The 14,194-nt window shown below is 67.3% G+C and carries 8 protein-coding genes and 1 riboswitch; of the genes, 4 read left to right on the top strand and 4 right to left on the bottom strand.

Translation table 11 applies throughout. From position 1 onward, the window contains the following. The first annotated feature begins 99 nt into the window (after positions 1 to 99). Positions 100 to 6,045: an excinuclease ABC subunit UvrA gene (uvrA, locus tag QUV35_RS11625; protein ID WP_300873915.1), complete on the top strand. Its 5,946-nt coding sequence runs from the start codon at positions 100 to 102 to the stop codon at positions 6,043 to 6,045. Between the two features lie 80 nt (positions 6,046 to 6,125). Here the strand turns inward: uvrA and QUV35_RS11620 are convergent, their stop codons facing one another. After that, positions 6,126 to 8,015, bottom strand: a complete 1,890-nt coding sequence (locus tag QUV35_RS11620) for an ATP-binding protein (RefSeq protein ID WP_300873911.1) — start codon at positions 8,013 to 8,015, stop codon at positions 6,126 to 6,128. A gap of 332 nt (positions 8,016 to 8,347) precedes the next feature. Between QUV35_RS11620 and QUV35_RS11615 the strand changes: the two genes are divergently transcribed. After that, positions 8,348 to 8,668: a hypothetical protein gene (locus QUV35_RS11615; protein ID WP_300873908.1), complete on the top strand. Its 321-nt coding sequence runs from the start codon at positions 8,348 to 8,350 to the stop codon at positions 8,666 to 8,668. On the opposite strand, the gene QUV35_RS11610 is transcribed toward QUV35_RS11615, so the two are convergent. Further along, entirely contained in the window at positions 8,669 to 9,052 is a 384-nt protein-coding gene (locus QUV35_RS11610) for a hypothetical protein (protein ID WP_300873906.1), read from the bottom strand. A 145-nt stretch (positions 9,053 to 9,197) separates the two neighbouring features. Between QUV35_RS11610 and QUV35_RS11605 the strand changes: the two genes are divergently transcribed. Next, positions 9,198 to 10,247 carry a YeeE/YedE family protein gene (locus tag QUV35_RS11605; RefSeq protein WP_300873903.1) on the top strand — a complete coding sequence of 350 codons (1,050 nt, stop codon included), beginning with the start codon at positions 9,198 to 9,200 and terminating at the stop codon, positions 10,245 to 10,247. A 143-nt stretch (positions 10,248 to 10,390) separates the two neighbouring features. Here QUV35_RS11605 and QUV35_RS11600 read toward each other — a convergent pair whose 3' ends face one another. After that, entirely contained in the window at positions 10,391 to 11,635 is a 1,245-nt protein-coding gene (locus tag QUV35_RS11600) for an MFS transporter (RefSeq protein ID WP_300873900.1), read from the bottom strand. Then, positions 11,632 to 12,444, bottom strand: coding sequence for an HAD-IIB family hydrolase (locus tag QUV35_RS11595; protein WP_300873897.1), 813 nt, complete (start codon positions 12,442 to 12,444; stop codon positions 11,632 to 11,634). The genes QUV35_RS11600 and QUV35_RS11595 overlap by 4 nt, the downstream gene beginning before the upstream one ends. Before the next feature lie 89 nt (positions 12,445 to 12,533). Further along, positions 12,534 to 12,610, top strand: a riboswitch (S-adenosyl-L-homocysteine riboswitch). 63 nt (positions 12,611 to 12,673) lie between these two features. Between QUV35_RS11595 and ahcY the strand changes: the two genes are divergently transcribed. After that, positions 12,674 to 14,107 carry an adenosylhomocysteinase gene (gene ahcY, locus QUV35_RS11590; protein ID WP_300873895.1) on the top strand — a complete coding sequence of 478 codons (1,434 nt, stop codon included), beginning with the start codon at positions 12,674 to 12,676 and terminating at the stop codon, positions 14,105 to 14,107. The last annotated feature ends 87 nt before the right edge of the window (positions 14,108 to 14,194 follow it).

The following is a 14,194-nucleotide window of genomic DNA, read 5'->3' as shown; positions in this document are numbered from 1 at the left end:
GCAGGCACGCCATCCGCGAAATTGTGGTTATGACGTACACGGCCGGGGGTATGTCACCCTGCTCCGTAGAATCTTTGCGTCCCCCACTGGAGCCCCTGCATGTCCGACGCCTTTTTGCCCGCCGAGTTGCCTGTGGGCCCGATTCCCTCCGTGTCCGACGACGCGGGGCGGGTGCGAACGGCAGAAGGTGGCACCGGGCTCATCCGCATCCGCGGCGCACGCCAGCACAACCTGAAGAACATCGACCTGGACATCCGCACCGGCGAGCTCACGGTGGTCACCGGACCGAGCGGTTCGGGCAAGTCCAGCCTGGTGTTCGACACCCTGTTCGCCGAAGGTCAGCGCCGCTACGTGGAAACCTTCAGCGCCTATGCGCGCCAGTTCCTGGACCGCATGGACAAACCGGCGGTGGACCGGGTCGAGGGGGTGCCGCCGGCGATTGCGATCGATCAGACCAACCCGGTGCGCAGCTCGCGCTCCACGGTCGGCACCATGACCGAGCTCAACGACCACCTGAAGCTGTTGTTCGCGCGCGGCGCCGAGCTGTTCGACCGCGACACCGCGGCGCTGGTGCGGCACGACTCGCCGGAGTCGATCTTTCTTGAATTGAAACAACGCGCCGGAGAGCGCGGGGATCCGAGGCTGGTGGTCACCTTCCCGGTGGAGTTGCCGGCCAGCACCACGCCCGAAGAGATTGAACAGTGGCTCTCGGCCAGCGGCTACACGCGGGTGCAGGCCGAACGTGTGGTGCAGCGTGCTGCACCCGTGGTCGACGAAAAGGCCAAGACCAAGGGCAAGGCCAAGGCCGCGCCCATGGAAGCCATCCGGGTGCTCGACGTGGTGGCCGACCGCTTCCGCATCGGCACCACCGAGCCCGCACGCGTGGTGGAGGCCATCGAAGTCGGCCTCAAGCGCGGCGGAGGCAAGCTCATGGTCTATGCCCTGAAATCGGAATCCGACCCCCAATTGGACTCGGGGGGCAGCGAACCACGCGAAGCGGGGAGCGTGGGGGCGGTTGAAATCTGGCGCTTTTCGACCGGCCTGCATTGCCCCGAGAGCGACATCCGTTACAGCGAACCCACGCCGTCGATGTTCTCGTTCAATTCGGCGGTGGGCGCCTGCGAGGCCTGCCGGGGGTTCGGGCGGGTGATCGGGGTGGACTACGGGCTGGTGATTCCGAACGACAAGCTCACGCTGCGTGCGGGTGCGATCAAGGTGTTCCAGACGCCGGCCTGGAAGGAGGCGCAGGACGACATGATGCGCCACGCCGAGGCCGCCGGCATTCCGCGCGACACGCCCTGGGTCAAGCTCACCGACGAGCAGAAGCACTGGGTCCGCGCCGGTTCGCCGCAGTGGAACGGCAAGTGGAACCAGCACTGGTACGGGGTGGACCGTTTCTTCGAGTACCTGGAGAGCAAGGCCTACAAGATGCACATCCGTGTGCTCTTGTCCAAGTACCGCAGCTACACCGAGTGCCCGAGCTGCCATGGCGCGCGCCTCAAGACCGACAGCCTGCTCTGGCGCCTGGGCACCAAGCGGCAGGCCGACGCGGTGCTCAAGCCGGAAAAGCGCTACCTGCCGCAGGGCGTGAAGTGGGGCCGCGCGCAGCTCGATGCGCTGCCCGGCCTGTGCCTGCACGACCTGATGCTGTTGCCGCTGGAGCGGTTGCGGGTGTTCTTCGGCTCGCTCGGCGACACCCTGGTGCCCGCGGGCTCGGATGCCGCAGGCGCCGGACAGGCGCAGGCGCTGCGACTGCTGCTCGACGAAATCAACACCCGCATCCGCTACCTGTGCGAGGTCGGCATCGGCTACCTCACGCTCGACCGCCAGAGCCGAACCCTCTCGGGCGGCGAGGTGCAGCGCATCAACCTCACCACGGCGCTGGGCACCTCGCTGGTCAACACCTTGTTCGTGCTCGACGAGCCCAGCATCGGCCTGCACCCGCGCGACATGGCGCGCATCGTTGATGCCATGCTGCGCCTGCGCGACGCGGGCAACACGCTGGTGGTGGTCGAACACGACCCGGCGGTGATGCTGGCCGCCGACCGGCTGATCGACATGGGCCCCGGCCCGGGTGAGCGCGGCGGGCAGATCGTGTTCGACGGCACACCCGAGCAGATCCGCAGTGCCGACACGCTGACCGGCGCCTACCTCGGCGCGCGCAAGACCATCGGCATGGGCTTCAAGCGCGCGGTCACCGACAGCACGCCGCGCCTGATCCTGGAAGGCGCGCGCGAGCACAACCTGAAAGACGTGTCGGTCGAGTTCCCGCTGCAGCGCCTGGTGGTGGTCACCGGTGTCTCGGGCTCGGGCAAGTCCAGCCTGATCCAGGACGTGCTGGCGCCCGCGCTGTTGCGCCACTTCGGCAAGTCCACCGACACGCCCGGCGCGCATGACCGGTTGCTGGGTGCCGAGCAGCTCGGCGAGGTGGTGTTCGTCGACCAGTCGCCCATCGGCAAGACCGCCCGCTCCAACCCGGTGAGCTATGTCGGCGCCTGGGACGCGATCCGCGCGCTGTTCGCCGATGCGCCGCTGTCTCGCCAGCGCAGCTACACGCCCGCCAAGTTCAGCTTCAACAGCGGCGACGGCCGCTGCCCCACCTGCGGCGGCTCGGGCTTCGAGCATGTGGAGATGCAGTTCCTGAGCGACGTGTACCTGCGCTGCCCCGATTGCGACGGCAAACGCTACCGGCCCGAAATACTGGAAGTGAAGATCGAGCGCGGCGCCCGTTCGCTCAATGTGGCCGACGTGCTCGACCTCACGGTCAGTGAGGCCGCTGCGCTGTTCGCGAACGACCGCGAGGTGATCCGTGTGCTGCAACCCATCGTGGACGTGGGCCTCGAATACGTGAAGCTCGGCCAGCCCGTGCCCACGCTCTCGGGCGGTGAGGCGCAGCGCCTGAAACTGGCGGGCTTTCTGGCCGAGGCCTCGAAGAGCGCGAGCGCCAGCCGCCAGCCGCTTTCGCGCAAGGGCACGCTGTTCCTGTTCGACGAGCCCACCACCGGCCTGCACTTCGACGACATCGCCAAGCTCATGCGCAGCCTGCGCCGGCTGCTCGACGCCGGGCACTCGCTGGTGGTGATCGAGCACAACCTGGACGTGATCCGCTCGGCCGACTGGCTGATCGATCTCGGCCCCGAGGGCGGTGACGCGGGCGGTCTGGTGGTGGCCGAAGGCCCGCCCGAGCAGGTGCGTGAACACGCCAGCAGCCACACCGCCAGGGCCTTGCGCGACTACGCGCTGTCCATGGGCGAGGTGCATGCGGTGCGCGAAGGCCGCGTGGCCGACTACCTGGGCCAGTCCAGCGGTCTGGCCGCCGCCGCCCGCCGCAGCGACCAGCATGGCAACGCCATCCGCATCGTCAACGCGAAAGAACACAACCTCAAGAACCTCAGCGTGGACATTCCGCGCGGCCGGTTCAACGTGATCTCGGGCGTGAGCGGCTCGGGCAAGTCCACGCTGGCGTTCGACATCCTGTTCAACGAGGGCCAGCGGCGTTACCTGGAGAGCCTCAATGCGTACGCACGCAGCATCGTGCAACCCGCGGGCCGCCCCGAGGTGGACGCGGTCTACGGCATCCCGCCCACGGTGGCGATCGAGCAGCGGCTCTCGCGCGGCGGGCGCAAGAGCACGGTGGGCACCACCACCGAGGTCTGGCACTTTCTGCGCCTGCTCTATGTGAAGCTGGGCACACAGCACTGTGTGCACGACGGCGCAGCCGTGATGCCGCAAAGCGCCGACAGCATCGCCGCGGCCATTCTCAAACGCCACGCCGGCCAGCACATCGGCCTGCTCGCGCCGCTGGTGGTCAACCGCAAGGGGGTCTACACCGAGCTGGCCGACTGGGCGCGCCCGCGCGGCCACACGCATCTGCGCGTGGACGGCGAGTTTTTGCCCACCACCGGATTTCCGCGCATCGACCGCTTCAAGGAACACACCATCGAGCTGCCGGTGGCCGACTTCGTGGTCAACGCCGACCAGGAGGCCACGCTGCGCCAGCAACTGACCAAGGCGCTGGAGATCGGCAAGGGCGTGGTGCATGTGCTGCACCCGCTCGACGGACTGGCACAGGCGCTGGCCGATGGCGGTTCGACGCGCGAACTGGGCCAGCTGGAGGTGTTCTCCACCACGCGCGCCTGCCCGGTCTGCGCCACCAGCTACCCCGAACTCGATCCGCGCCTGTTTTCCTACAACAGCAAGCACGGCTGGTGTCCGGACTGCGTGGGCACGGGCCTGAAACTCTCGCGCGACCAGCGCAGCGTGCTCGACGACTCGGTGCGCGACGACAAGGAGCGCGGGCGCGAACAGAGCTTTGCCGAACCCGAGGTGGACGACCTGGTGAACGAGGTCTGCCCCGCTTGCGCGGGCACCCGCCTGAACGCGCAGGCCCGCGCGGTGAAGTTCAGCGGCGTGGGCATCACCGATGTGGCGCGCTTGTCGGTGCGTGAAGTGCGTTTGTGGGTGCAAGGTCTCATGAAAGAGGCCGTGATGTCCACCCGCGAGACCGGCATCGCCCGCGACCTGCTGCCCGAAATCGAAAACCGCCTGGCCTTCCTGGAAGAGGTGGGGCTGAACTACCTCACGCTGGACCGCGGGGCACCCACGCTCAGCGGTGGCGAGGCGCAGCGCATCCGCCTGGCGGCACAGCTCGGCAGCAACCTGCTGGGCGTGTGCTACGTGCTCGACGAGCCCACGATCGGCCTGCACGCACGCGACAACGCGATTCTGCTCAACGCGTTGCACAAGCTCGGCGACATGGGCAACACCCTGGTGGTGGTGGAGCACGACGAAGACACCATCCGCCGCGCCGACCACATCATCGACATCGGCCCGAGCGCGGGCAAACGCGGCGGGCGGGTGGTGGCGCAGGGCACGGTGCACGACCTGGCGGCCAACCCCGAGTCGGTGACCGGGCGGTACCTGCTGCACGCGATGAAACATCCGCTGCAGCCACGGCGCGAAGTCACCCCGCCGGGAACCGGTGATTGGCTTCAGGTCCACCGTGCCCAACTGCACAACCTCAACCAGCTCGACGCCGCCGTGCCGCTTCAGCGCCTGGTCGTCATCACCGGTGTTTCGGGCTCCGGCAAGTCCACGCTGGCGCGCGACGTGTTGCTGACCAACGTGGCCGCTGCGGTGGCGCAGCGCAGCACCCGGGCCGGCCGCGAGGCCATGGACAAGGGCCAGTTCCCCGCATGGTCGGGCTGCGCCAGCGTGAGCGGCTTTGATACCGTGGACCGTGTGCTCGAGGTGGACCAGACGCCGATCGGCAAAACACCGCGCTCCTGCCCCGCCACCTACATCGGCTTCTGGGACACGGTGCGCAAGCTGTACGCCGACACGCTGGAAGCCAAGGCGCGCGGTTACGGGCCGGGCCGCTTCAGCTTCAACACCGGCGAAGGCCGCTGCCCGGGCTGCGAGGGCCAGGGCATGCGCACCATCGAGATGAGCTTCCTGCCCGACGTGAAGGTGCCGTGCGAGGTCTGCCACGGCGCGCGCTTCAACCCCGAGACCCTGGCCGTCACCTGGAAGGGCAAGAGCATCGGCGACGTGCTGCAGATGGAGGTGGACGAAGCGGTCGATTTCTTCGCCGCCATGCCCAGCATCGGCCACCCGCTGCAGTTGCTGAAAGACGTCGGCCTGGGTTACCTCACGCTGGGCCAGCCCAGTCCCACGCTCAGTGGCGGCGAGGCGCAGCGCATCAAGCTGGTGACCGAACTCAGCAAGGTGCGCGACGACATCACCCGCCGCGGCCAGAAGCCGCCGCACACGCTGTATGTGCTCGACGAACCCACCGTGGGTCTGCACATGGCCGACGTGGAAAAGCTCATCCGCGTGCTGCACCGCCTGGTGGACGGCGGCCACAGCGTGATCGTGATCGAACACGACCTGGACGTGATGGCCGAAGCCGACTGGATCATCGACCTCGGCCCCGAAGGCGGCGGCGGCGGCGGCCTGATCGTGGCCGCGGCACCGCCCGATGAGGTGGTGCGGCTGGACACGCACACCGGGCGGGTGCTGGGGCCGGTGCTGGCGCGAACTTGAATCCACCGTTCGGGCTGAGCCTGTCGAAGACCTGGAGAGAATGTCCAACCGTTCAGGCCCAAGCTGGTTGAGACCGGAGATCAGTCTGCGTTGTGCTGCTGGTTCGCTGGCAGCTTGTAAGCCTGCATCTTGTGGTTCGGTGACTCGGGATACAAAAAAACCAGGGCACCCGACTGGATCAGCGCGGACAAGTGCTGATTGCGCAGGTATTTCAGGTCTTTGCCCAATAGGTTCGCCAACTCTTCACCTCTGAGCGGATGCCACCCGCACAGGTCGAAAATGAGCTCCCGGAGTGCTGCAGTCGACATGCGTTGCCTTTGTTTGGGAAGACGACTGGCCAGCGATTCTGGCAAAGGTGGCAAGTTGCGCTTGCCACCTTCGAGGGCCTGCTTACCACCTTCGGCCGGCTGCTTGCCATCTTCCAAGGGCAGCCTGCCCTGTTCCGGGTGCGGGTCTGGCTGCTCACCAGGGTGGTTCAGCGTGTAGTGCGTCCGGTTACCGGCCCCTTGCTTCTCCAAGAGGCCCCTGTCTCGCAAACGGCGCAACACGTTGCTGGCTTGAAGCGTGTCCAAGCCCGAAAAGTCCCGACATGCTGTGTTGTCAACCGCCCCGGTTTCGCGCGCGTAAATCAAGGCCTTGGCCTCGTCAGCGGACAATGCCTCGCTGGTCAATGACTTGAGCCATGCGTGGTCTTCTTCCGTCAGCAGGTGGTGTAAAAACAGCGTGGTCTTGAACTCGTTTTTCTGCCGGTCGGAGGCGAACTCTGGCAACGGCAGACCCGCATCGGCCGCCAAGCGGCGCATGGTGCGAATACCAGAACCTTTGGTTTCCGCCCAGTTGATCTCGTGCAGCACCGCCGCAATGGCCGGGTTGCGCAGGCGCGAACCAGGTGTGCCCAGGCTGCCCATGTCTTTGAGCGAAAAGCCCGGATTCAAAATTTCAATGCGATTGCTGTACCGCACGATCTGCACCGGGCTGTGGTCCTGGTAGCTGCGATGCATCACCGCATTGGCCAGCGCCTCGCGAATCACCTTGCGCGGCAGCAGCGGCGTTTGCTGGCTTTGCAACTCACCCTCGGGCAGGCGAAAGCCCTTGGGCAAGTCATCCACAATCGCCGCCTCAACCTTGGGCAGGGCCAGCATCAGCGGCTGCCGAATGTCCACCGACTGAAAGCGCGCATCCGGGTCGTCCACCCACTGCGTGCCCACCACCCGTACATAGTCCACCCGCAGCGCGGGGAACAAGCGGCGCAAGGCCATGGTCTTGCCAAACAAAACCAGCCCAGCCAGCGTGGGCTTGAGCTCGCTGCCCACCCGGCGCAGTGCAGACAAAGCCTCCAGCAGATCGGCGCTTTCATAACCCAGCTCTTCGGCCTGCGGGTTGGCCAGGGCGCGCAGGCGCCGGTATTCGGCCACGGCTGCCGGGTCCAGATCGTCCAGTCGCGCATCGGCAATGGGCGCCATGTCGGGCCCAAATGCCGGCTGGCTGGCGCCGCGCAACACCCACAAATCCTCGTCCACACAACGCTGGTCGGTGGAGCCCACCCGGCGGTACGCGCCCCTGGGCAAGCCGGTGGCCGCCAGGTAGATGGGCTTCTGGCTGACATCGGCCTCGGGCACGAACACCACCACCACGGTGTGGCCGTCCACCCGCTCCACCGCCATCTCGGGCCGCAGCGCCACATTGAGCGTGCTCGCACATTGCGTGGCCAGGTCGCGCTGCAGTTTGTCGGGGTCGGGCACGCCCGCCGCCCAGTAGCGGGTGTCGCCCTTGTCGTTTACTTCCCAGTCCACCCCCAGCAACAAATGCCCGCCCCCCAGGCCCGGCTCGTTGGCAAAGGCGATCACCGTTTCCAGGATCGACTTGCCCGCCTCGCGGGCGCGCTTGGCCTCGATGCGGGGCGACTCGTCGCTGGCGTTGAGTTCAGAGAGCAGGTCTTGGGCGGTGCGCATGATTCTGAGGACAGCCATCTCAGTGTTGCTTAACCGCTTGCAGTGCGGACTGAAGTTGAGCAACCGAGAGGCTAAGCAAGACAGGCCATGTCCATGCATCGAGAAGTATGGATTTGTTCATATTGATGCCTGCAACCCACGGAGCTCTCTTCGGCGGCCATCCTGCTGTACTCATAGCAGTCCATAACTCACTTGGGGAAATCTTCTGGGGCTCCATCGTGAAGGGCACCATGAGCGGTTTGCCTCGCTGATGGTTGTCCCTGATGCCGCTGTTTTGATGCATTGAAGTACTCATGTTTCCGTTTGCTTCTCGGCAAATTATGCGGTGCGCCTGTGCGCTAACCTGAGTCATGCCTCACCAGGTCATCCGCATCCACCCGGCCGCTCCGCTGCAGCCCGCACTCGGCGCGCCATGCAATGGCTGCGGGGTGTGCTGTCTGGCCGAACCGTGCCCGCTGGGGCAGGTGATCTCGCGCAAGCGCAGCGGGGCGTGTGACGCGCTGCGCTGGGACGAAAGCTTGTTGATCTACCGCTGCGGCGCCGTCACCGACGCGGCCGGTGTGCTCGGCCCGCGCTGGCGCTGGGCGGCGCCGGTGCTGCGCAAGCTGGCGGGTCGCTGGATCGCCGCCGGCGTGGGCTGCGATGCCAGCCTGACCAGCGAACGGGGCTGATCAGCGCACGAACAGCACGACCACGCCGATGGCCAGCGCGGCGATCACGAACATGAACAGGCGCGTGCGCACGCGCAGCAGCTCCACCGCCGCCACCAGCCGTGCGTTCTGCTCGGCCAGTTCGGCCAGGGTCTGCGCCATCTGCTCCTGGGTCTGGGCCTGCTGGTCGATGAGCTGACGCGCTTCAATCAGGCGGTTGCGCAGCTCACCGAGGCTGGGCGGCGTGTCCGACACCAGGTCCATGGGCGCGGCGGAGGCCGGCGTGCTCTCGGGCAACTTCTGCCGGTCCATCAGTTTGCGCGCGGCGTTGAGCACCTTGGGCGCGTGTTCGATCACGTCACCCCAGGGAATCACTTTCAGGGCAAGCAGCCAGGGAATGGCCATGCGGAGGTCCTTTCAAGGGTGGGGCCAGGGGGACGCCTGAGCTTAACGGTCTGCTGCATCTGGGGTGGTCTTGCGCCAGATCAACCTCCAGGAGGCTCACCCGCTTAGTATCAGCATGCACTAATGCAACGATATGGAGACGTCCATGAACTGGACCGGCTGGGTGGAACACTGGGGCGAAGCGCGCTTGCTGGCGGCCTGTGGCCTGCTGCTGGGCCTGGGTTTCGGCTTCTTTGCGCAGCGTTCGCGCTTCTGCCTGCGCGGTGCGGTGATCGATTTCTGGCACGGCCGGTTCGGCGACAAGCTGGCGGTGTGGCTGCTGGCCTTTTCCAGCGCGGTGGTGGGCGTGCAGCTGCTGGTGGTGCTCGGTGGCCTGGACGTGAGCACCGCGCGCCAGCTGTCCGCGCGCGGCAGCCTGTCGGGTGCGCTCGTGGGTGGCCTGGTTTTCGGTGTGGGCATGGTCATGACGCGGGGCTGCGCCAGCCGGCTGCTGGTGCTCTCGGCCAACGGCAACCTGCGCGCGCTGTTGTCGGGGCTGGTGTTCGCGGTGGCGGCGCAGGCCTCGCTGGCCGGTGTGCTCGCGCCCTGGCGCGAGGCCATCGCCGGCTGGTGGATGGTGGAGGGAGGAGACTCGCGCAGCCTGCTGGCGCTGCTGGACGCAGGCCCCTGGGACGGCCTGGCCTTCGGTGGTGTGTGGTTGGTCGTTGCGCTGTTTTTTGCGTTTCGCAGCGGCTGGGGTTTCTGGAAATGGGCCGGTGGTCTGGGCACCGGCCTGATGGTCGCGCTGGCCTGGGGCGCGACCTACCAGGTGATGTCGCATTCCTTTGAGGTGGTGCAGATCCAGGGAATGACCTTCAGCGGGCCGTCGGCCGAATGGCTGATGCGCGTGCTCAGCCTGCCCGAGGGCCCGTGGACCTTCGGCCTGGGCCTGATGCCCGGCGTGTTCCTGGGCTCGCTGATCGGCGCACTGGTCGGGCGCGACTGGAAACTCGAGGGCTTCGGCCCCGGCTACAGCATGCCGCGCTACATCACCGGTGCCGCGCTCATGGGCTTTGGCTCCATGCTGGCCGGTGGCTGCGCCGTGGGCGCGGGCATGACAGGCGGCGCCATCTTCGCCGTCACCGCCTGGCTGTCGCTGGCCGGCATGTGGATCGGCGGCGGCCTGGCCGACCGGGTGTTCGACCGCGCCTCCTAGGCCCAGCCCCCTCGGGGGGGCAGCGGACCTCGCGCAGCGGGGGAGCGTGGGGGCAACAGGATTCACCGCCGGGCCGCCCCAAGGTGAATCAGCCCCCCCGGGGGGCAGCGGACCGCGCGCAGCGGGGGAGCGTGGGGGCAACCCTACGCTGCGCGGCGCAGCAGCCACAGGCCGACACCGGCCACCAGCAGCAGCAGGGCGGGAAAGCCCACGGTGGGAAACCACTGCAGGGCGGCGGCGCCCAGCGCGGGCGCGAGCACGCCGCCCAGCGTGTACGCCAGCACCAGCACGGCCGTGCTGTTGACCAGGGTGATGCCTTCCTCGCGCGAACCGATGTCGATCATGGCCAGCGTGTAGAGACAGCCGCCTGCGCCGCCCCACAGAAAGGCCACCGGCGCCGCCAGCCACGGTGTGCCGGCCACGAAGGGAATCACCCCGGTGGCCAGCAGCGTGACCAGGGCGCAGGCCCGCATGATCTTCAGGCGCGTCGCGCGCGCGTCGCCCCAGCGCTGCGTGGGGTGGTGGGCCATGCGGTCGGCCAGCATGCCTGCGGGCAGCATCATCAGCGCGCTGCCCAGGCCGCTGGCCGAAACCAGCAGCGCGGCGGCGGTGGCGCCCAGGCCGAGCGCCAGGCCGTACAAGGGCAGGATCGAGGTGAGACCGCTTTCGAAAAAGCCACCGACGAAACCCACCGTCATGATCAGCGGGTGTGCCCGCAGCGCGTGCCACACCCCCGAGAGGCCGACCTTGGCGTTGTGCGCATCGGCCGCGTCGGGCAGGCGCGGAATGAGCAGGCTCCAGCCCAGCCCGATCACGGTGAGCGCCAGCGCCAGCCAGAGCGCGGCGTCGCTGCCTGCACCGAACCACACCAGCACCAGCGGGCCCAGCACGAAGGTCGTGCCGACCATGGTTTCGAAGATGCCCACGTTGCGCCCGCGCTGCCCGGGCGGCGAAAACTCGGCCACGACCGCTTCGGCCAGCACCCAGCGCAGGCCGGCGGCCATGCCTTCGATGAAGACGCAGACGAACCACAGCACCAGCGACCCGCTGAACAGGAAACCGCTGATGGCGACCACCGGCACGAAAGCCGCCAGCCACAGCGAAGGCCGGCGGCCCAGGCGCTGCGTGATGGCCGAGGCAAACGGCGTCATGGCGAACACGCCGAGCCAGCCGGTGGCCACAAAGACGCCCGCCAGGGCGGTGGAGACACCGTCGCCCTTCAGGCGCAACAGCAGCAGCGGCATGAGCATGAAGTAGCCCACCAGCTGGAAGAAGGTGGAGCCGAAGATGGCCACCAGCCCGAGCCGGGCCTGCTGCGGCACCAGCGCGCTCGGCGCCGTGCCGGTCAGGGCCTGGCTGTGCTGCGGCGGCAACGGGTGTTCGCTCATGTCGGTCGGGCAGAGAGCACGGCGTTGGCCACCTCGGCAAAGCCCGCGCCGCGTTCGCCTTGGGCCACGAAGCGCGGGTGGTGGCTCAGCGCGCTCCAGAAGCGCGCCACGTTGGCCACCCCCACGCTGTTTGGAAAGTGGCCGAACATGCGCGCGTCGTTGGTCGAATCGCCCACATAGACCCAGTGGTCGAGTTCTGCATCGAGCTGGCGACCCAGCCGCGTGCGCACGATCCAGCGCGCGCCGGCGAGCTTGTCGTGGTCGCCGAACCAGCCGTTGATGTGGATCGAACTCACGGTGGCGTTCAGGCCATCGCTGCGCATCAGTGCGACCACCTGGGTGATCTCGGCTTCGGTGAGGTGGGCGAATTCGCTGTGGTCGATCGCGATGTCGGTCTCGCGCCCGGGGCTGTCGGTGGCCAGCCGCGTGTGTGGCAGTTCGCGCAGCACGCGCGCGGCCGTGGCCTGCAACCGGGCGAAGTTGGTTCTCCGGGTGGCGGCGTCCTGCAGGTGGTCCCGGCAGAGCTGGCCGTCGTCGCCGCGCCACAGCGCCACCGCGCCGTTCTCCGCGACGATCGCGTCCACCGGCCAGGCCAGGGCAAACGCCTCGCTCCAGCCGGCCGGGCGGCCGGTGATGGCCAGCACCGGCAGCCCGGCCCGGCGCAGCCGGTGCAGCGCGTCGAGGGCGTCGGGCGTGATGGCGCCGTCGGTCGTCAGGGTGTCGTCGATGTCGGTCAGCACGCCCTGGATGCGCGTGCGGGCGTCGGTGGGCCAGAGGGCGAGCGGGGAGGGCGTGGGGAGGGACGACATGGGGCGGGCAGTGTCGCACAGGCGTGCGGTAAGTCCGGGTCTTCGACCCCACGAACACACGGCAGCGGACTTGCTGGGCTAAAATCCCGCATCCGAGGAGCGTTGCAGCGTCCCCATCTTGCGGGGCGTGAGGCTCGGACCATCCATGCAACGACGCTCATCCACATCCCGTGCGATGAGTTTTTTTTCGCCCGTCGATGTGGTTTGTCCATCCTCACTGGAGCGAACCATGAATGCCCGTCTGAACAACCCCACCTTCACCGATTGCGCGATCGCCGACATTGGCCTGGCCGACTGGGGCCGCAAGGAAGTCAAGATCGCCGAAACCGAAATGCCCGGCCTGATGGCCATCCGCGAAGAGTTTGCCAAGGCGCAGCCGCTCAAGGGCGCGCGCATCACGGGCAGCATCCACATGACGATCCAGACCGCCGTGCTGGTCGAGACCCTGCAGGCGCTGGGTGCCAGCGTGCGCTGGGCCTCGTGCAACATCTTCTCCACGCAGGACCACGCAGCCGCTGCGCTGGTGGCCAACGGCACGCCGGTGTTCGCCCACAAGGGCGAGTCGCTGGACGAGTACTGGGACTTCACCCACCGCATCTTTGAATTCGGCGCCGCCGGCACCGACGGCGAAGGCCCCAACATGATCCTGGACGACGGCGGCGACGCCACGCTGCTCATGCACCTGGGCCAGCGCGCCGAGAAGGACGCCTCTGTCCTGAACAATCCGCAGAGCGAAGAAGAGATCTGCCTGTACAACGCCATCAAGGCCAAGCTCGCCGTTGACAAGACCTGGTACACCCGCAAGGCCGCGCAGATCATCGGCGTGACCGAAGAGACCACCACCGGCGTGCTGCGCCTCAACGAGATGTCGGCCAAGGGAACCTTGCAGTTCCGTGCGATCAACGTCAACGACAGCGTGACCAAGAGCAAGTTCGACAACCTCTACGGCTGCCGCGAGTCGCTGGTCGACTCCATCAAGCGCGCCACCGACGTGATGATTGCCGGCAAGGTCTGTGTGGTCGCCGGTTACGGTGACGTGGGCAAGGGTTCGGCCCAGGCCCTGCGCGCCCTGAGCGCCCAGGTGTGGGTGACCGAGATCGACCCCATCAACGCCCTGCAGGCCGCGATGGAAGGCTTCAAGGTCGTGACCATGGAATACGCCGCCGACAAGTGCGACATCTTCGTCTCGGCCACCGGCAACAAGAACGTGATCCGCTACGAGCACATGGCCGCCATGAAGGACGAAGCCATCGTCTGCAACATCGGTCACTTCGACAACGAGATCGACGTGGCCGCGCTCGAAAAGTGCGTGTGGGACGAGATCAAGCCCCAGGTGGACCACATCACCTTCCCGGACGGCAAGAAGATCACCCTGCTGGCCAAGGGCCGCCTGGTGAACCTGGGTTGCGCCACCGGCCACCCCAGCTTCGTGATGTCGTCGAGCTTCGCCAACCAGACCATTGCGCAGATCGAGCTGTTCACCAAGCAGGACCAGTACGAGTCGGGCAAGGTCTATGTGCTGCCCAAGCACCTGGACGAAAAGGTGGCGCGTCTGCACCTCAAGAAAGTCGGCGCCATGCTGACCGAACTGAGCGACGAGCAGGCGGCCTACATCGGCGTGAGCAAGGCCGGCCCCTACAAAGCCGACACGTACAGGTATTGAACGCACCCCCGCCGCGCTTCGCGCGACCCCCTCGAGGGGGCGATGCCCGCGGCCCGGCAGAGCCGGTTCCGCGGCATCCCTGGATGG

The organism is Hydrogenophaga sp. (genome assembly GCF_030373225.1).
Classification (GTDB): domain Bacteria; phylum Pseudomonadota; class Gammaproteobacteria; order Burkholderiales; family Burkholderiaceae_C; genus Hydrogenophaga.
This window is presented reverse-complemented; position numbering and strand designations above follow the sequence as displayed.